Here is a 19,075-nt window from a genome sequence, read left to right on the forward strand (position 1 = left end):
CATGCGATTGAATGCGCTCCTGCCACTGACCCTCGTCCTGCTGGCAGCCCCGCTGCTGCAAGCCGAGGAACTGCCCCAGGCAATCCAGCAACTCCAAGCCAAGGGCGCAGTGATCAAGGGTAGCTTCGACGCGCCCAACGGCCTGCGCGGCTATGCCGCTGAATACCAGAACAACGGCATTGCCCTGTACCTGACACCCGACGGCAAGCATGTACTGGTCGGCAGTCTGTTCGACGAACAGGGCCAGGACCTCAGCGCCGAGCCGCTGGAAAAGCTGGTGTATGCGCCGATGAGCAAGGCCATCTGGGCGAAAATGGAGAAGACCGCCTGGATTACCGACGGCAAGCCCGACGCACCGCGCACGGTGTATCTGTTCAGCGACCCCAACTGCCCTTACTGCAATATGTTCTGGCAGCAGGCACGCCCTTGGGTCGAGGCTGGCAAGGTGCAGCTGCGCCACATCATGGTCGGTATCATTCGCGAGGACAGCCCTGGCAAGTCGGCCGCGCTGTTGGCCGCCAAAGACCCGGCCAAGGCGCTGCAACAGCATGAGAAAGCCGGCAAGGCCAGCAGCCTCAAGGCCTTGGATAAGATCCCCGAGAACGTGCAAAAACAGCTCGACAGCAACCTGGCCTTGATGGAAGAGCTGGGGCTGGCAGCCACCCCGGCGATCTTCTACCTGGACGAACAGGGACGCCTGCAAAGCCAGCAAGGCGCCCCACGCCCGGAAACGCTCGGCAAGATCCTCGGCAAGCGCTGAGTCAGCGCGTGATCAAGCCGCGCCGTTACGCGGCTTGAGATCCAGCCTGCGCAGATGGCAGGTAACTTCCTCGCGGTCGTGATACAGCTGTTTGCAGGCGATCGAAACCTTGATCTTGCGCGCCTTGAAGCCCTCCTCGATACGATCGAGCAAGCGCCGCACCTCGGCGTAGCGCTGCTTCATCGGCAGCTTGAGGTTGACCACCGCCTCACGGCACAACCCCTCACCCAGCCATGTCTCGATCAGCGCCGCACTGCGCGCAGGCTTCTCGACGATATCGCAGACCATCCAGTCGACCATCTGCTTGGGCTGCCAGGTGAAGCCATCAGCCATCAAATGCTGCACCAGGCCAGTATCCATCAAGCTTTCAGCCATCGGGCCATTGTCGATGGCGGTCACCAGCATGCCACGCTTGACCAGCTGGTAGGTCCAGCCACCTGGCGATGCGCCAAGGTCGACCCCGGTCATGTCATCGTGCAGGCGCTGCTCCCACTGATCACGCGGGATGAACTGATGCCATGCCTCTTCCAGCTTGAGCGTCGAGCGGCTTGGCGCTTCCCGGGGGAATTTCAAGCGCGGGATGCCCATCGGCCACAGCGCGCAATTGTTCGCCTCCGATACACCGACAAACACCCGGCGCCCACTGATGAAGGTCAGCAGCAAGCGCGGACGGTTGGCATCGTCGACCAAGCGCCCAGCCTTTTCCAGGGCTTTGCGCAGCGGCACTTCAAACTTGCGGCAGAAGGTCGACAGCTCCTTGCCGTCGTTGCTGTCGACCACTTCCAGCCACAGGCTACCGGCAACCGGCGCATCCGCCAGGTGTTCGAGCAGCACGCTGATGCGGTCGGTTTCTGGCAACTCGACAAAACTGCCGCGCGCCCACTGGCGCGGGAAGATCAACTGCGTGAAGCGCAGTTCACGCATCAGGCGCTCGGCACCGTCCGGCTCGGTGCAGACAAACTCGGCGCAAGCGCTCTGCGGCTTGCCCTTGGCGTAGCCAGCAACGCCCAGGCGGGCGGCGTGTTCGCTGATCTCGGCGCAGACCTCGCCCTCGAAACCGGGCCGGCAATGCATGAACAGGGTATTCATTTCTCACTCCACATCGCTGGCGGGTACCGCCAGCCTTGATCCAGCGCACGTCACGCACCGGCAGGGCGGCGATGATAAAGGAAGATCGGAACCTGCGACATGCCCCGCCTGTCCAGTACAGGGTCGGGACCGGGAAATCGGTCTAACCTGACCATTCAGCCAGGTCCGTACCGTGCGGACCGGTACAGAGCGGTGACACCGGCCTTCACGAGGGGCCGGGCACCGGCGCAGAAGGAGTTGGCAATGCCCTCGCTCGATAGCCTGAAGACCCTCAAAACCCTGCACGTAGGCGACCGCGTCTACCACTATTACAGCCTGACTGACGCAGCCCGCCAGTTGGGTGATCTGCAACGCCTGCCCATGTCGCTCAAGGTGCTGCTGGAAAACCTGTTGCGCTGGGAAGACGGCAAGACCGTTACCGGCGCTGACCTGCAAGCCCTGGCGCAGTGGCTCAAGGATCGCCGCTCCGATCGCGAGATCCAATACCGCCCTGCCCGGGTACTGATGCAAGACTTCACCGGCGTACCTGCGGTGGTCGACCTGGCGGCTATGCGTGCGGCCATGGCCAAGGCCGGTGGCGACCCACAGCGGATCAATCCCCTGTCACCAGTCGACCTGGTGATCGACCACTCGGTGATGGTCGACCGCTATGCCAGCCAAAACGCCTTTGCCGAGAACGTCGACATCGAAATGCAGCGCAACGGTGAGCGCTATGCGTTTCTGCGCTGGGGGCAGAGCGCCTTCGACAACTTCAGTGTAGTGCCGCCGGGCACCGGCATCTGCCACCAGGTCAACCTCGAATACCTCGGCCGCACCGTGTGGACTGGCGAAGAAGACGGTCGCACCTATGCCTTCCCCGACACCCTGGTCGGCACCGACTCGCATACCACCATGATCAACGGCCTGGGCGTACTCGGCTGGGGCGTCGGCGGGATCGAGGCGGAAGCGGCCATGCTCGGCCAACCCGTATCGATGCTGATCCCGGAAGTGATCGGCTTCAAGCTGACCGGCAAACTGCGCGAGGGCATTACCGCCACCGATTTGGTGCTCACCGTGACCCAGATGCTGCGCAAGAAGGGGGTGGTCGGCAAATTCGTCGAATTCTACGGCGATGGCCTGGCCCAGCTGCCGCTGGCCGACCGCGCCACCCTGGCCAACATGGCCCCGGAGTACGGCGCAACCTGTGGTTTCTTCCCGGTCGACCAAGTCACACTGGATTACCTGCGCCTCACGGGGCGTCCCGAACAGACCGTGCAACTGGTAGAGGCCTATTGCAAGGAACAGGGGCTGTGGCGCCTGCCTGGCCAGGAGCCGGTGTTCAGTGACAGCCTGTCCCTGGACATGCACGAGGTCGAGGCCAGCCTGGCTGGCCCTAAACGCCCGCAGGACCGGGTTGCCCTGTCGCAGGTCGCCCAGGCCTTCAACGGCTTCATCGATCTGCAACCCAAACCCCAGGCCAAAGAAGTCGGCCGCCTGGAGAGCGAAGGTGGCGGCGGCGTGGCGGTAGGCAATGCCGATCAGGCCGGCGAGATCGATTTCAGCCATGGCGGGCAAACCTACACCCTGCGTGATGGCGCGGTAGTGATCGCGGCGATCACTTCTTGCACCAATACCTCCAACCCCAGCGTGATGATGGCAGCAGGACTTGTAGCGAAAAAAGCCGTGGAAAAGGGCCTGACGCGCAAGCCGTGGGTGAAGAGTTCGCTGGCGCCCGGCTCCAAGGTGGTCACCGATTACTACAAGGCTGCTGGTCTTACTCCGTACCTCGACCAACTGGGCTTCGACCTGGTGGGTTATGGCTGCACCACCTGTATCGGCAACTCCGGCCCCTTGGATGAAGCCATCGAAAAAGCCATCGGCAGCGCCGACCTCACCGTGGCCTCGGTGCTGTCGGGCAACCGCAACTTCGAAGGCCGGGTGCATCCGCTGGTGAAGACCAACTGGCTAGCCTCCCCGCCCCTGGTTGTGGCCTACGCCCTGGCCGGCAGCGTGCGCCTGGACTTGACCCGCGATCCGCTGGGTACCGGCAAAGACGGCCAACCGGTGTACCTGCGCGACATCTGGCCCAGCCAACAGGAGATCGCCGACGCTGTGGCCAAAGTCGATACGGCCATGTTCCACAAGGAATACGCCGAAGTCTTCGCAGGCGATGCCCAGTGGCAAGCCATCGAAGTGCCGCAGGCGGCCACCTACGTCTGGCAGGATGACTCCACCTACATCCAGCATCCGCCATTCTTCGATGATATCGGCGGTCCCTTGCCGACCATCGCCGATATCCACGGCGCGCGCGTGCTGGCCCTGCTCGGCGATTCGGTGACCACCGACCACATCTCCCCGGCCGGCAACATCAAGGCCGACAGCCCCGCTGGCCGCTACCTGCGCGACAAAGGCGTGGAGCCTCGTGACTTCAACTCCTACGGCTCGCGCCGCGGCAACCATGAAGTGATGATGCGCGGCACCTTCGCCAATATCCGCATTCGCAACGAAATGCTTGGCGGCGAGGAAGGCGGCAACACCCTGCATGTGCCCAGCGGCGAAAAGCTCTCGATCTACGATGCTGCCATGCGCTATCAGGCCGAAGGCACGCCGCTGGTGGTGATTGCCGGCCAGGAGTACGGCACCGGCTCCAGCCGCGACTGGGCGGCAAAAGGTACCAATTTGCTTGGGGTCAAAGCCGTGCTGGCGGAGAGCTTCGAACGCATCCACCGCTCCAACTTGATCGGCATGGGCGTGTTGGCCCTGCAGTTCAAGGCCGGGCAAACCCGTAAGAGCCTGGGTCTGACTGGCAAGGAGCAAATTGACCTGCTGGGCCTCACTGGCGCGACAATTCGCCCGGGCATGAGCCTGACGCTGCGCATCACCCGTGAAGACGGCCAGCAGGAGCAGATCGAGGTGTTGTGCCGGATCGATACACTCAACGAAGTTGAATACTTCAAATCTGGCGGGATTTTGCACTACGTACTGCGCCAACTGATCGCAAGCTGAGCATCAAGGGGGCGCGCAGCGCCCCCTGTCCCCGCCCCAAATCGGTGCCTCGGCGCTGGCCCTTGCCTGGACAATGCGTCATGATCCGACCATAGCGTCAGAAATCTGGAATAATTCAGTAACATTGCCGCCAACTGCTGCGAACAGCGCGCGTTTGCTACTTTACGTGAGCAACCCAGCCCTTGCCCCAGATCAACTAAGTTAAATATTCATTCAATAAAACCAGAGGCTTGCCGATACCCATCGAAAGCCTTGCGGACCTGACGACCCATGCGTAACAACCAGCCGATTACCCAGAGAGAACGGACTTTCCCTGCACAACAGCGGTTGATCTCCACCACCAACGCCAAGGGTGTGATCACCTACTGCAACGATGCGTTCATCGAGATCAGCGGTTTCTCTCGCGAGGAGCTGACCGGTGCTGCGCACAACCTGGTGCGTCACCCCGACGTGCCGCCTGCGGTGTTTGCCCACATGTGGCAGACCCTCAAGCAGGGCCTGCCGTGGATGGGTATCGTCAAGAACCGCTGCAAGTCTGGCGATCACTACTGGGTCAACGCCTACGTCACGCCGATCTTCGATAACAATCAGGTGGTCGGCTACGAATCGGTGCGGGTCAAGCCTACTGCCGAACAGATCCGCCGCGCCGAAGCGCTGTACCAGCGCATCAACCAGGGCAAGTCGGCGATACCGCGCCGCGATAAATGGCTGCCGGTACTGCAAGACTGGCTGCCGTTCATCCTAGTCAGCCAGGTCGGCTTCCTGATCGGCAACTGGCTGGGGCATTCCTGGGGCTTCGCCCTGGCCGCAGGCCTCTCGGTACCGCTCGGCCTGCTCGGTCTGAGCTGGCAGCAGCGCGGCCTCAAGCGCCTGCTGCGCCTGGCCGAACAAACCACCTCCGATCCGTTGATCGCGCAGATGTTCACCGACAGCCGCGGCGTCCAGGCCCGACTGGAAATGGCCATGCTCAGCCAGGACGCGCGGATGAAAACCTGCCTGACCCGCCTGCAAGACAGCGCCGAACACCTCAGCGATCAGGCCCGTCAGTCCGATGCGTTGGCGCACAAGAGCTCCTCGGGCCTGGAACGTCAACGGGTGGAGACCGAACAGGTCGCCGCCGCCGTCAACCAGATGGCCGCCACCACCCAGGAAGTGGCCAACCACGTGCAGCGCACGGCCGATGCCACCCAGGAAGCCAATCGCCTGACCAGCCAAGGTCGGCAGATTGCCGGGGAAACCCGCGATGCCATCGAGCGGCTGTCGAGCGCCGTGGGCGAGACCGGCCTGACCGTGACCCAACTGGCCAAGGACAGTGACGAGATCGGTGGCGTGGTTGACGTGATCAAAGGCATTGCCGACCAGACCAACCTGCTGGCCCTCAACGCTGCGATCGAAGCCGCCCGGGCCGGCGAGATGGGCCGCGGCTTTGCCGTGGTCGCCGATGAAGTACGCCAACTTGCGCAACGCACCGCCGAATCCACTGGGCAGATTCACAGCCTGATCGCCAAGCTGCAGCAGACTGCAAGCAGCGCCGTGCTGACCATGGAGAACGGCCATCGCCAGGCTCAGGAAGGTGTGGAGCGGGTAATGCAGGCCGACCAGGCGTTGCTGGGTATCAGCGAAGCGGTGGCCAACATCACCGACATGGCGACCCAGATCGCTGCTGCCACCGAAGAGCAAACTGCCGTGGCCGACGAAATCAGCCGCAACATCAGCACCATTGCCGAGCTGGCCGACCAAACCGCCGAGCAGGCGCAGCATTCGGCGCTACTCAGCGAAGAGCTGACCAGCACCGCAGGTACGCAATATTCGCTGGTGGAGCGCTTCAACCGCTGAAATTGTGGGGCCGCGAGGCGGCCCATCGCAGCGTATAAGCTGGCCCACCTGCGATTTATGCAGGCGCTGGTTTGCCTGCGGCGGGCCGCGAAGCGACCCCAAAAATCAGCGCCGCAACACCCCTACCAGTCCAACGCCAACCGACTTTCGAAATACCGCTCTTCCCCGCTCAACGGATCCTCAAAGCGCAGGCTCTGCGCCAGCAGCTTAAGCGGCTGTTGATAGTCATCCTCTACTTCCAGCAACCGCGGGTAGAACGGATCGTTACAGATCCCCGCCCCGAGCGCTGCCATGTGCACCCGCAACTGATGGGTCTTACCCGTCACCGGCGACAAGCCATAGCGCCACAGCTCACCGTTTTTCTCCAGCACCTGCGCCAGTGTTTCACTGTTGGGCGCCCCCTCTACTTCATGCATGCGAAAGAACGGTTCGCCATGCACCAGACGGCTGCGGTGCACCAAGGGAAACTCAAGCGCCGGCAACGCCGCAGCAATGGCCTGGTAACGTTTGTCGATACGCCGCTCGGGGAACAGCCGCTGATAAGCACCACGAGTCTGCGGGTTCGCCGAAAACAGCACCAAACCTGCGGTATGCCGATCGATGCGGTGCAGTGGCACCAGGTGCGGGTTATCCAAACGGCGGATCACCCGGCGCAGCAGCGTTTGCTCGACGTACTCGCCGGTGGGTGTCACTGGGAGAAAATGCGGTTTGTCGGCCACCACCAGATGCTCGTCCAGATGCAGGATGGTTTCTTCTACCGGGATCGGCTTCTCATTGGGCACTTCGCGAAAATAATGCAGACGCATGCCGCGCCGATAGGCCAGGTCTGCCTGGATGGCCTGGCCCTGAGCATCGAGCACGCGCCCCCTGGCAAAGCGATCAAGCCACTGTTCACGAGCGATGCCCTTGAAGTGATCACACAAACAGTCGAGTACGGTTGGCCAATTTCCCGGAGGAAGACAGACGGTACTGGCTTGCTGATGGGCGGGGTCGAACGGTGTGGTCATGACAGGCTCGTGCAATCGAGGGATTGCCATTATCCCCCAAGCCCCGGCCCTCAACCAGCCTCGGCGGTTTCGCAGCGCGCCTTGAGCCAGCGCAGCACCTGCACAGCCTCCCAGCGGCCGGAATCATAGAGCGCATAAACCTGGCCCTGATAGCCCACCACATCCAGTGGCCGGTGAAACCCGGCACGCTGGAACAAGGCCTCGATTTCAGCGAAGCAGGTGTTGAAATGGACTTTGCCGAAAGGCGTTCGGTCGTCGGTCACCAAGCCTTCGAGGCGCAGCTCCAGCACGGCGTCACCCACCTTCTGCGGGGACATCCGATTGACGCTGTACTTCAATTGCTCGACGTTGAGCATCGGCCACTCCAATACTGTATTTATATACAGCATACGGAGTTACCTACGGTTGCGTCAAATCAAGCCAATGCTACTGCAGGAAGGCCACCACCTGTTCAGCATCGAACGGCCAGCGCAGCTCGCCACCGTTATCACAACGACGCAGCACCGGAATGATCAAACCATAGCGTTCGAATAACGATTCATCGTCGGCGATGTCGATAAGCTCCACCAACAAGCCGTGTTCGACAAAGGGCATCAGCACCGCTTCGGCCACTTCACACAAGTGGCAACCGAGGGTGCTGAACAGTTGGCATTCAGGCAGCATGGCAAGTCCCGCGCAAGCTGTGGAGAGATGCTTATTTTAGGTCCACAACGCGCGAAGTGCACCTGACCACGATCAATCCTGGCTGGTTGCGCCAATCCGATGCAGCGACAGGTCAGCCCCCTGGAACTCCTCTTCATGGCTCAGACGCAAGCCATGCACCGCCTTGATCAGGCCATACACGGCAAAGCCCCCGAGCAGCGCCACCAGCACCCCTGCCAGGCTGCCCAGCAGCTGGCTGACCAGACTGACGCCACCCAAGCCCCCCAGACTGGCTTGGCCAAAGATGCCACAGGCGATGCCACCCCATACCCCACACAGCCCATGCAACGGCCAGACGCCCAGCACATCGTCGATCTTCCAGCGATTCTGCGCAGCGGTGAAGCACCAGACGAACAGCCCCCCCGCTACCAGGCCAGTGGCCAAAGCGCCTAGCGGATGCATCAGGTCGGACCCAGCGCAGATTGCCACCAACCCAGCCAGCGGCCCGTTGTGCAAAAAACCCGGGTCGTTGCGACCTGCCCACAACGCGGCCAGCGTGCCGCCAACCATGGCCATCAGCGAATTGATCGCCACTAGACCACTGATGCCCTGCAGGCTCTGCGCACTCATCACGTTGAAGCCAAACCAGCCAATGATCAGAATCCACGAACCCAGCGCCAGGAAGGGGATACTCGACGGCGCAAACGCCACCAGGCGGCCATCGCGATAGCGCCCGCGGCGCGCCCCTAGCAATAGCACCGCCGCCAGCGCCAGCCAGCCGCCCATCGCGTGTACCACAACCGACCCGGCAAAGTCATGGAACGGTGCCCCAAAGCGCGCCTGCAGCCAGGCCTGGATGCCCAGATTGCCATTCCACACGATGCCTTCGAAGAACGGATAAACCAACGCCACGATCAACGCCGTGGCACACAACTGCGGGGCAAAGCGCGCACGCTCAGCAATGCCTCCGGAAATGATTGCCGGTATGGCTGCGGCGAAGGTGATCAGGAAGAAGCATTTGACCAGGCCATAGCCGTGATCGCTGGCCAGCTGCGTAGCTGGCTGCAGGAAACTCACGCCATAGGCAATCCAGTAGCCGACGAAGAAGTACACCAGGGCCGACACGGCGAAGTCGCTGAGGATCTTCGACAAGGCATTGACCTGGTTCTTATGGCGCACCGTGCCGACTTCAAGAAAGGCAAAGCCGGCATGCATCGCCAGGACCAGGATGGCCCCCAGCAGAAGGAACAGGGTGTTGGAGCCATGGACCAGGGAGTCCATCGCGCTGTGCATGTTTTCCATGAGGTAGGCAGACCTGCTGAAAAAGCACCAGGACAGTTCAAGAACCTGCATCCCTGCACCGAATCGGTGCCCACTCCCCTGCCCCGTTTCGGTGAGGCGAGCAGAGCGTGCGTGGTTTTTTCTTGGGTTTGTCGTGGATTGGGTTAAGGTTTAGCGGTATCCGCAGACGTGGCGCACGGATTCGGCGCAGCGACGCTCAGCGGCGCCCCCAGACGTAGCAAGCGCCATACCAGCAACTGGCACTGAACCTTCATTGCACCGCGTCACTCGAATTAACCACACACATCGACAGGGAGAGATCCAATGGCCAGCAAATCGGCAAAGAATGCTCAAGAGATATTGATGGCTGACTTCCAGGCACTGGTGCGCGACACCGAAAAACTGCTCGCTGACACCGCCAACCTGGCCGGTGACCAGGCTGATGAGCTGCGCGAGCAGATCCACGAGCGCCTCGAGCAAGCCCGCGAAAGCCTGCAACTGACCCAGGATTCGGTGCGCGTACGTGGCCAGGCGGCACTGGCCAGTGCCGAAGAGTACGTCCAGGAAAACCCTTGGCAGGCCATTGGCATTGCCGCAGGCGTCGGCTTGCTGATCGGCCTGCTGGCCAATCGGCGCTGAGGAGTGCCCATGGATAACGAGGCCATCACGGCTGGCGCCTCTGGCAAACGCCTGGGCGCGGCCATGCTTGGGTTGCTGCACAGCCATATCGAACTGTTCGGCATCGAGCTGCAAGAGCAGAAAGGTCGCACCCTCAAGCTGCTGCTGTTTGCAGGGTTGGCGCTGGTGTTTGCCTTGTTGCTGCTGACGGCGCTGTCCGGCTTGCTGCTGGTACTGTTGTGGGACAGCTATCGGCTGGCGGGCATCATCGGGCTGTGTGTGTTCTATGGCGCAGCAACGGTCTACTGCGGCTTGCGCTTGAAGGCTGCCGTGTTCGATGAATCATCCCCTTTCAGCTCCACGCTCGAGGAGCTTGCCAAGGACAGGGAGCGTCTGTTGCCATGAGCCTGCCCGAACTCCCCAACACCCGTAATCCGCGCGAGCTACGCAAAGCGTTGCTGCGCCTGCGCCTGGAAATGCACCGCCAGGAAATTCGTCATGAGTCAGCGCAACTGCTCGCACCGGTCAGACGCCTGCGCGGCATGGGCGGCTCGTTGCAGGACGGCCTGGGCATCAAGCACGCGCCGTTGTGGGGCCTTGGCGCAGTGGTAGCGCTGGGTTTCTTGACTGGCAAGGGTGCACGCAGCGGCAACCTTTCTCGCTTGGTGCGTTTGGGCAGTAGCCTGATCCCACTGGTACGCCTGTTCCTGCAGAACGGTCGGCGGCATTGATCAGCGGCGCCCGCCGCTTGCGCGGGCGCCGCTGAAACAGGAAGCTATGGCGATTATCCGACGGGAGAAATGAGCCTTGGACTGGCATACCCTGCTGACCCGCGAACGCCTGGGCAAAGCCCTTTACAGCCCGGAAGAGCTGGGGCGCAGCCCCTTCCACAAGGACCACGACCGCATCATCTTCTCCGGCGCCTTCCGCCGTCTGGGGCGTAAGACCCAGGTGCACCCGGTGTCCAGCAACGACCACATCCATACCCGCCTGACCCACTCGCTGGAAGTCAGCTGCGTCGGACGCTCGCTAGGCATGCGCGTGGGCGAAACCTTGCGCCAGAATCTGCCCGACTGGTGCGAACCGAGCGACCTGGGGATGATCGTGCAGTCCGCCTGCCTGGCCCACGATATCGGCAACCCGCCGTTCGGTCACTCGGGCGAAGACGCCATCCGTTACTGGTTCCAACAGGCCGCAGGACGCGGCTGGCTGGATGATATGAGCGACGACCAGCGCGCCGACTTCCTCAATTTCGAGGGTAATGCCCAAGGGTTTCGCGTGTTGACGCAACTGGAATACCACCAGTTCGACGGTGGCACCCGCCTGACCTATGCCACGCTCGGCACCTACCTCAAGTACCCGTGGAGTTCGCGCCATGCCGACGCCCTGGGCTACAAGAAGCACAAGTTTGGCTGCTACCAGAGTGAGCTGGCGCTGATGGATCAAATCGCCCGCAAGCTTGGCCTGCCGCAACTCGAAGCGCAGCGCTGGGCCCGTCATCCGCTGGTCTATCTGATGGAGGCCGCAGACGATATCTGCTATGCGCTGATTGACCTGGAAGACGGCCTGGAGATGGAGCTGCTGGAGTACGCCGAAGTTGAGGCGCTGTTGCTCGATCTGGTCGGTGACGACCTGCCAGAGACCTACCGTCAACTTGGCGCCAATGATTCTCGTCGGCGCAAATTGGCCATTCTGCGCGGCAAAGCCATCGAGCACCTGACCAACGCTGCTGCGCAGGCGTTTGTCGAGCAGCAGGCCGCCCTGCTCAGCGGCCAGCTGGCGGGCGACCTGGTCGAGCATATGCACGGCCCGGCCAAACGCTGCGTGTTGCAGGCTAAAGACATGGCGCGCAAGAAGATTTTCCAGGACAAGCGCAAGACGCTGCATGAGATTGGCGCCTACACCACCCTGGAAATCCTCCTCAACGCCTTCTGTGGCGCGGCGCTGGAACAGCACGGCGGGCGTACGCCGTCGTTCAAGAGCCGCCGCGTCCTGGACCTGATCGGCAATCATGCTCCCGACCCTCACGGCTCATTGCATAACGCCTTCCTGCGCATGATCGACTTCATCGCCGGAATGACTGACAGCTATGCCAGCGAGATGGCCTGCGAAATGACCGGGCGCTCCAGTCCAACTTGAGACAACCACGGCCAGCGCAAGCTGGCCGAATCGCATTGAAGGAAACGTCCGACCTTGCCATCACCGAAATAAACAACCCAAGTTATCTCCCTGGCAAATGACCAGACTGTCGTTAAAACAAAACATCTTGATGCTGCTCTCGCAGGACAAATAGTCTTTTGCTGTAGGCCATTTCCCATATACGGCTCAACGCCGTTTCCTGCATGTCCGACCTCCTCCATCTGCGATAAGGTGCTCACTGTTTCAGACACCTGCCCATGGAAAGTTGAATATGCAATCCATATTTATTGTCGACGATCACCCCGTTATACGGTTAGCGGTGCGTATGCTGCTGGAAAATCAGAGTTACAGGATCGTGGGTGAATCGGACAATGGCGTCGACGCCATGCAACTGATTCGTGAAACACGGCCTGACCTGGTGATTCTCGACATCGCCATCCCCAAACTGGATGGGCTGGAAGTACTGTCACGCTTCCAGTCGATGGCGTTGCCCAGCAAAGTGCTGATCCTTACCGCGCAAGCGCCCGCCTTGTTCGCCCTACGCTGTATGCATTCGGGCGCTTCGGGCTATGTGTGCAAACAAGAAGACCTGACTGAGCTGGTCAGTGCAATCAAGGCGGTACTTTCCGGTTACAACTACTTCCCCAGCCAGGCGCTCCATGGCGACATGGAAAAAAACAGTTCCGACATACACCTTTTCCGACACGTCAATGATAGAGAACTGATGGTGCTGCAACTTTTTGCCCAAGGAAAGAGCAACAAAGATATAGCCAAAGGCATGTTCCTCAGCAACAAGACCGTTAGCACCTATAAAAAACGCCTCATGCAGAAACTCCAGGTCGCTAGCCTGGTGGACCTGATCGACGTGGCAAAACGCAACGCGCTGGTCTGAGGTTGGCAATGGCGCGGTACTTAGCCTTACTGATGCTTAGCTTGGTGATCAGCACCGGGCAGGCACAGGTCGTCCAGCGTGACGTCGTGTCCTACACCCTGCTCACACGATCGACCGCCAACGCTATGCACCCGACTCTGTCGAGCGAACAAAGAGAATGGCTCAAGAACAAGCAGACCTTGACCCTCGGCACATCTTTTCCAGATTACGCCCCGTTCGACATCACCAGCGGTGGCCGTGACTACCAAGGGCTCACTGCCGAATACGCCGGGCTGATCGGTAGCGCCCTGCAAATCCCTGTGCGGGTGCTGGGCTTTCCCAGCCGCCATGCAGCGGTTGAGGCCCTTAAACAAGGGCAAATCGATATGCTCGGCAGTGCCAATGGCTATGAAGCTGCCACCGCTGGCCTGGCCCTCTCGCGGCCCTACGCAATAGACCAGCCGGTGCTGGTGACCCGCGAAAACGAACAACGCTCGCTGGACGCTGGGCTCGAAGGCATGCGCCTGAGCATGCTCTATCACTACCTGCCAGCTAAAGGCGTGAATCAAGCCTATCCCAAGTCGACCCTGCAGACATTCGGATCCTCTACCCAAGCACTCAACGCCGTGGCCTTTGGTCAGGCCGACGTGTTCATCGGCGATACCATTTCCACCCATTACCAGCTCAATCGGGGGCACCTGCCGCGCTTGCGCATGGCGGCCTTCGGTAAACATGAGGCCATTGGTTTCAGCTTTGCCATGCGCAGCGACGACACCATGCTCAAGACGCTGATCGATGCCGTAATCGATAGCCAGCCCAGCACCGTGCGCACCAACATCCTCAAACGCTGGAGCGCAGGCAGCGACACGCTCTTGAGCGAACGTAAACTGCAACTTACGCGGCGCGAAGAGCAATGGCTGTCACAGCATCCTGTAATGCGCGTGGTGATCGATGAAACTGCCGCGCCCATGTCGTACGTTGACAACAATGGCCAGTTTCGTGGCATCACCGCTGACCTCTTGGAGCTGCTGCGCCTACGTACCGGTCTGCGTTTTGAAATTCAGAAGTCCAGCAGCCTTAGCGACATGATCACCCGGCTCGAAGACGGCCGCGCCGACGTCATTGCAGCCATCTCCAAACAGCAAGAACGCGACAGCAAGCTGCGTATCAGCCGCCCCTACCTGGAGAGCGCCTTCGTGCTACTCACCCGGGCCGACAGCGATACGCCGCCTGCTTTGGAGCAGTTGGCGGGAAAACGCGTAGCGGTAACCCGTGACAGCACGATCGCCGAACTGCTTTCCGAGCAGCACCCCCAGGTCATGGCGATCGAAACCGAAAGCCCGTATTTTTCCATGGCACTGCTCAGTAGTGGCGCTGTCGACGCCGCAATCACCACAATGATCGATGCCAATCACGCGCTGGCCAACAGTTCCGAGCTGATCATCCGCAGCACAGTCGGGACAGAGCCCGCCAGCTTCTCCATGGCCACCACCCTGCAGGCTCAACTGCTGGCATCGATCCTCGACAAGGCGCTGATGAGCATCTCGCCGGAAGAGCTGGGTGTGATCAATAACCGCTGGCGAGGCTACACCAACCACGACGACGTCTATTGGCGAAAATACCGGCAGTTGGCGATTCAAATCGTCATAGGCTTCTGCCTACTGCTGCTGCTGGCGCTGCTCTGGAATGCGCGACTGCGCCGCCAGATTAAACAACGCCAACAAGCCGAAAAGGCCCTCAATGATCAACTCGAATTCATGAGTGCGCTGCTCAATGGGACGCCGCATCCACTGTTCGTTCGTGACCGTGAAGGCCGTCTGCAATCGTGCAACGACAGTTATCTGGAGGCAGTGCAGGCTTGCGCCACAGACGTCATCGGCAAGCGCCTGGAAGATAGCCTGTGTAGTAATCATGAGCATACCCAGCAGATCCAAGCCGACTATCAGCATGTGATGCAAGCCGGCGTGCCATTGATCGTTGATCGGCAGATTTGCATCAACGATCGCGAGCTGACCATCTATCACTGGGTGCTCCCCTTCCGAGACTCGCTGGGTGAACTACAAGGCATCATCGGTGGCTGGATCGATATCAGTGATCGGCGCAAGCTGATCGAGGAACTGCGCCTGGCTAAAAAACAGGCCGAAGAAGCCAACCGCGCCAAGAGCACGTTTCTGGCCACCATCAGCCATGAAATCCGCACCCCTATGAACGCGGTGATCGGCATGCTTGAGTTGGCGGTCGAGCATGCCGAGCAAGGCCGCCTGGACAAACCGGCGATCGAAGTCGCCTATCAGTCGGCGAAGGACTTGCTGGGGCTGATTGGCGATATCCTCGACATCGTCAGGATCGAGTCGGGCCATTTGTCGCTGCTGCCCGAGCCGGTGAACCTTACCAATGTGATCGAGTCAGTGGCGCGGGTGTTCGAGGGCCAGGCGCGGCAAAAAGGCTTGGCATTGCAGTTGGTGATCGATTCAAGTGCTCGCTGCCACGTGTTGATCGACCCCTTGCGCTTCAAACAAGTGCTGTCCAACCTGGTGAGCAATGCCATCAAGTTCACTGAGCATGGTCAGGTGCGCATCAGCGTTGCCCTAACGCATCTGGATGCGATGAGCGGGCCCACACTGGATCTGGAAGTGCGCGACAGCGGCATCGGTATCGCCGATGACGAGGTGCAGCGGCTGTTCAATCCATTCGTCCAGGCCAACGCCCACAGCGAAGGCGCTCGCGCAGGTACCGGGCTGGGGCTGGCAATCAGCCGCAACCTGTGTGAAATGATGGGCGGCAGCCTGACGCTCAAGAGCCTACAGGATGTCGGCACACAGGTCCGCCTGCTGATGCCCCTGCAGCAGGTCGAGTCCGCGCTGCCAGTAGGCCCGGAGGAACCTAAGGTCGAGGTGCCTGATGCGCGCCTGAGGATTCTGGTCATTGACGACCATCCGGCGAACTTGCTGCTGATGGCGCAGCAATTGAACTTCCTGGGGCTTGGCCACACGACCGCAAGCGATGGCCGAGAAGGCCTTGACCGATGGCGTGAACAAGATTTCGACGTGTTGATCCTCGATTGCAATATGCCGCACTTGAGCGGCTACCAAGTCGCCCGGGCTATACGTGCCGAGGAGCAGGCGGGTGCGAGGTCGCGCTGCATCATCCTGGGCTATACCGCCAATGCCCAGCCTGAAGTGCGGCAAAAATGCCTGGATGCGGGCATGGATGACTGCCTGCTCAAACCCATCAGTCTGCGTACCTTGAGCCAACGCCTAGCCAGCGTTACGCCCGCACTTCGCACAACAGCACCGGCATCGCTGAACCGCCACTTCTGCTTGTCTGGGCTAGCCTCAGTGGTGGGTGATGATCCGCAGGACCGCAGGCGCCTACTGGCTATACTGCAGCAGAGTTTGCACGATGACTGTGCCGCACTCATGGCGCTCGATCCGCAGAAGCAAGCGCAAGCGATCGCCGAACAGGCACACAAGATCCTCAGCGCCGCGCGAATGCTGGAGGCAAGGAAGTTGATGGAGGCGTGTGAGCGGCTGGAGCAGTCGAATCTGTCTTTGCTGGAGCTCAAACTGCGCCGACAGGTGCTGGCACGACAAATGCGCCGCATAGAAAAAGCCCTGGCTGATCAGCTAGGCTGACCCACCAGGGCTTGGCAGAGCGGTGTGCTTGAAGCACCCGCTCAGGCGTGGATCAGGAAGCCGAGTTGATCGGCTTTTCCGGATACCAGGCATCCAGCAGCGGGCTGACTTCGATCTTGGTCAGCTCGTTACGGCCTTTGAGCCAGGCTTCCACAGCAGCGCGTTGCTCTTCGCTGACAGAGCCACGGTTAGCCAGGCAAACCAGGCCGAAATCATCACCGCCTACGTAGTCCAGGCCGTTGGCATCCATTGCTTCTGCAAGGAATGCGTCGAGGAAGGCATCGATGGCTTCGTCGGACAGGTCTTCCTTGAAAGCAAGGTTCAGCTCGAAGCCCAGCTCCTGGAATTCATCCACGCAGAGTTTCTTGCGCAGACGACGGGAACGGTTGGTAGCCATGAAACAATCCTCTTGAGTAATTACCGGCGGCACTTTACCAGTTTCCGCGGCCAAGCGGCGCATTTGTGTCGAACGGGGCCCATGTTCGGTGCGCTTGGGGCATAATGCGCACTATATTTCGATCTGGGGCCATCATCTTTTACAGCCCCGTTATCTTTCCCCTCGCCCGCAGGGTTCCAGTTCTTATGATCAAAGCGCTCCGCCCACTGTTTCTCGCCGGCCTCATGCTGCCCTTGGCCATGCCCAGCCAGGCTGCCGCCGTCAACACCACCCTGCCACCGAAGGTGCAGCAGGCTCTCAAGACCAACAAACTGCAAGATTCGGCCCTGTCGTTGGTGATGCTGCCTCTGGATGGCCCTGGCACAGCAACGGTGTTCAATGCCGATGTGTCGGTCAACCCGGCTTCGACCATGAAGCTGGTGACCACCTACGCAGCCCTTGAGCTGCTTGGCCCAACCTTCCAGTGGAAAACCGAGTTCTATACCGATGGCACCCTGAGCAACGGCGTGCTCAACGGCAACCTGTACCTCAAGGGCGGCGGTGATCCCAAGCTGAACATGGAAAAGCTGTGGCTGCTGATGCGCGACCTGCGTGCCAACGGCGTGCGCACGGTCACGGGTGATCTGGTGCTCGATCGCAGCCACTTCGTCCAGCCCAACCTGCCACACTTCGACGATGACGGCGGCGACATGAACAAGCCGTTCCTGGTCAAGCCGGACTCGTTGCTGGTCAACCTCAAAGCGTTGCGCTTCGTTGCCCGTAACGATGGCGGCAAAGTACTGGTGGCGGTCGAGCCCCCCATCGCTACGATCCGCATCGACAATCAGGTCAAGGCCGTAGCCTCCAAGCAATGCACCGGCGAGGTGCGCTACAACCCGCAGGTTCAGCCTGATGGGGTCAGTGTCGTGGTCAGTGGCCAGTTAGGTGAAGGCTGCAATTCGCAGACCTACCTGGCCCTGCTCGACCATCCGGCCTACGCCGCCGGGGCCGTGCGGGCAATCTGGAACGAGCTCGGTGGCAGCATTCAGGGTCGTGACCGCATCGAGAACGTGCCCAAGAGCGCACGCTTGCTGGCCCGGGCGTTCTCGCCGGACCTGGTGGAAGTGATTCGCGACATCAACAAATACAGCAACAACACCATGGCCCAGCAGCTGTTCCTCAGCCTGGGCGCACAATTCCGCACCGATGCTGACGGCGATGATGCGCGTGCTGCCCAGCGCGTGGTGCGTCAGTGGATGGCGAAAAAGGGCATTACCGCGCCGCACCTGGTGATGGAAAACGGCTCCGGCTTGTCTCGCGCTGAACGCGTTAGCACCCGCGAGATGGCGCAGTTGCTGCAAGCGGCCTGGAAGAGCCCCTACTCTGCCGAGTTCATCAGTTCCATGCCGCTGGTAGGCATGGATGGGACCATGCGCAAGCGGCTCAAACGCACCGCCTTGACCGGTGAGGGCCACATCAAGACCGGGACGCTCAATACAGTGCGGGCGATCGCCGGGTTTAGCCGAGACAGCAACGGGCATACCTGGGCCGTGGCGGCAATCTTGAATGATCCCAAGCCTTGGGGGGCATCACAGGTGCTGGATCAGGTGTTGCTCGAGCTTTACCGGCAACCTAAGTTGAACAATGGCACAGCCGCTTCAGGGCTGTGATCATGGCCGGGCTGTAGCCCTCGCCACACATTCGCTGCCAGGCAACGGGAAGCTCTTTGCGATCTGCCTGGTGGCGCATGATCCCCAGCTCCGCCCTGCGCGGACCTGGTTCACAGGCAACGCGCAACGCCTGCCTGGGAAGCAAAGCTGCAATCTACCAAGCAAT

The 19,075-nt window shown here is 60.8% G+C and carries 16 protein-coding genes; 10 read left to right on the forward strand and 6 right to left on the reverse strand.

The window, feature by feature from the left end:
- The first annotated feature begins 1 nt into the window (after position 1).
- Positions 2-760, forward strand: coding sequence for a thiol:disulfide interchange protein DsbG (gene dsbG, locus ACI2JX_RS24340; RefSeq protein WP_404691159.1), 759 nt, complete (start codon positions 2-4; stop codon positions 758-760).
- A gap of 12 nt (positions 761-772) precedes the next feature.
- Here the strand turns inward: dsbG and rlmM are convergent, their stop codons facing one another.
- Complete coding sequence (rlmM, locus tag ACI2JX_RS24345) at positions 773-1,849, reverse strand: 23S rRNA (cytidine(2498)-2'-O)-methyltransferase RlmM (protein ID WP_368972321.1); 1,077 nt, start codon at positions 1,847-1,849, stop codon at positions 773-775.
- A gap of 243 nt (positions 1,850-2,092) precedes the next feature.
- Here rlmM and acnA point away from each other — a divergent pair, with 243 nt between their 5' ends.
- Together acnA and ACI2JX_RS24355 are read left to right on the forward strand one after the other, a co-directional pair.
- Complete coding sequence (gene acnA, locus ACI2JX_RS24350; protein ID WP_404691160.1) at positions 2,093-4,834, forward strand: aconitate hydratase AcnA; 2,742 nt, start codon at positions 2,093-2,095, stop codon at positions 4,832-4,834.
- A 270-nt stretch (positions 4,835-5,104) separates the two neighbouring features.
- A complete protein-coding gene (locus ACI2JX_RS24355) occupies positions 5,105-6,670 on the forward strand; it encodes a PAS domain-containing methyl-accepting chemotaxis protein (protein WP_186556299.1) in 1,566 nt (521 codons plus the stop codon).
- A 122-nt stretch (positions 6,671-6,792) separates the two neighbouring features.
- On the opposite strand, the gene ACI2JX_RS24360 is transcribed toward ACI2JX_RS24355, so the two are convergent.
- From ACI2JX_RS24360 to ACI2JX_RS24375, 4 genes are all read right to left on the reverse strand, one after another.
- Complete coding sequence (locus ACI2JX_RS24360) at positions 6,793-7,677, reverse strand: pseudouridine synthase (RefSeq protein ID WP_404691161.1); 885 nt, start codon at positions 7,675-7,677, stop codon at positions 6,793-6,795.
- A gap of 50 nt (positions 7,678-7,727) precedes the next feature.
- The gene (locus ACI2JX_RS24365; RefSeq protein WP_186556355.1) at positions 7,728-8,033 is read right to left on the reverse strand and encodes a transcriptional regulator; all 306 of its coding nucleotides are present in this window, start codon (positions 8,031-8,033) and stop codon (positions 7,728-7,730) included.
- 70 nt (positions 8,034-8,103) lie between these two features.
- Positions 8,104-8,340: a glutaredoxin family protein gene (locus ACI2JX_RS24370; protein ID WP_186556297.1), complete on the reverse strand. Its 237-nt coding sequence runs from the start codon at positions 8,338-8,340 to the stop codon at positions 8,104-8,106.
- Positions 8,341-8,412: 72 nt separating this feature from the next.
- Positions 8,413-9,621 (reverse strand): ammonium transporter, encoded by a 1,209-nt coding sequence (locus ACI2JX_RS24375; RefSeq protein WP_264235395.1) that lies wholly within the window; start codon positions 9,619-9,621, stop codon positions 8,413-8,415.
- Between the two features lie 303 nt (positions 9,622-9,924).
- Here ACI2JX_RS24375 and ACI2JX_RS24380 point away from each other — a divergent pair, with 303 nt between their 5' ends.
- From ACI2JX_RS24380 to ACI2JX_RS24405, 6 genes are all read left to right on the forward strand, one after another.
- Complete coding sequence (locus ACI2JX_RS24380) at positions 9,925-10,239, forward strand: YqjD family protein (protein WP_264235394.1); 315 nt, start codon at positions 9,925-9,927, stop codon at positions 10,237-10,239.
- 9 nt (positions 10,240-10,248) lie between these two features.
- Positions 10,249-10,623, forward strand: coding sequence for a phage holin family protein (locus ACI2JX_RS24385; protein WP_186556294.1), 375 nt, complete (start codon positions 10,249-10,251; stop codon positions 10,621-10,623).
- On the forward strand, positions 10,620-10,949 hold the full coding sequence (locus tag ACI2JX_RS24390; protein ID WP_368972318.1) for a hypothetical protein: 330 nt from the start codon (positions 10,620-10,622) through the stop codon (positions 10,947-10,949). The genes ACI2JX_RS24385 and ACI2JX_RS24390 overlap by 4 nt, the downstream gene beginning before the upstream one ends.
- Positions 10,950-11,025: 76 nt before the next feature.
- Positions 11,026-12,357: a deoxyguanosinetriphosphate triphosphohydrolase gene (locus ACI2JX_RS24395; protein WP_264235392.1), complete on the forward strand. Its 1,332-nt coding sequence runs from the start codon at positions 11,026-11,028 to the stop codon at positions 12,355-12,357.
- 271 nt (positions 12,358-12,628) lie between these two features.
- Positions 12,629-13,249: a response regulator transcription factor gene (locus ACI2JX_RS24400; protein ID WP_264235391.1), complete on the forward strand. Its 621-nt coding sequence runs from the start codon at positions 12,629-12,631 to the stop codon at positions 13,247-13,249.
- An 8-nt stretch (positions 13,250-13,257) separates the two neighbouring features.
- Positions 13,258-16,863, forward strand: coding sequence for a transporter substrate-binding domain-containing protein (locus ACI2JX_RS24405; protein ID WP_404691162.1), 3,606 nt, complete (start codon positions 13,258-13,260; stop codon positions 16,861-16,863).
- 52 nt (positions 16,864-16,915) lie between these two features.
- Here ACI2JX_RS24405 and ACI2JX_RS24410 read toward each other — a convergent pair whose 3' ends face one another.
- Positions 16,916-17,260: a YggL family protein gene (locus tag ACI2JX_RS24410; protein WP_186556289.1), complete on the reverse strand. Its 345-nt coding sequence runs from the start codon at positions 17,258-17,260 to the stop codon at positions 16,916-16,918.
- 185 nt (positions 17,261-17,445) lie between these two features.
- Here ACI2JX_RS24410 and dacB point away from each other — a divergent pair, with 185 nt between their 5' ends.
- Positions 17,446-18,909, forward strand: coding sequence for a D-alanyl-D-alanine carboxypeptidase/D-alanyl-D-alanine-endopeptidase (gene dacB, locus ACI2JX_RS24415; RefSeq protein WP_186556288.1), 1,464 nt, complete (start codon positions 17,446-17,448; stop codon positions 18,907-18,909).
- The last annotated feature ends 166 nt before the right edge of the window (positions 18,910-19,075 follow it).

The organism is Pseudomonas sp. NPDC088890 (assembly GCF_044900155.1).
GTDB classification, from domain to species: domain Bacteria; phylum Pseudomonadota; class Gammaproteobacteria; order Pseudomonadales; family Pseudomonadaceae; genus Aquipseudomonas; species Aquipseudomonas urmiensis.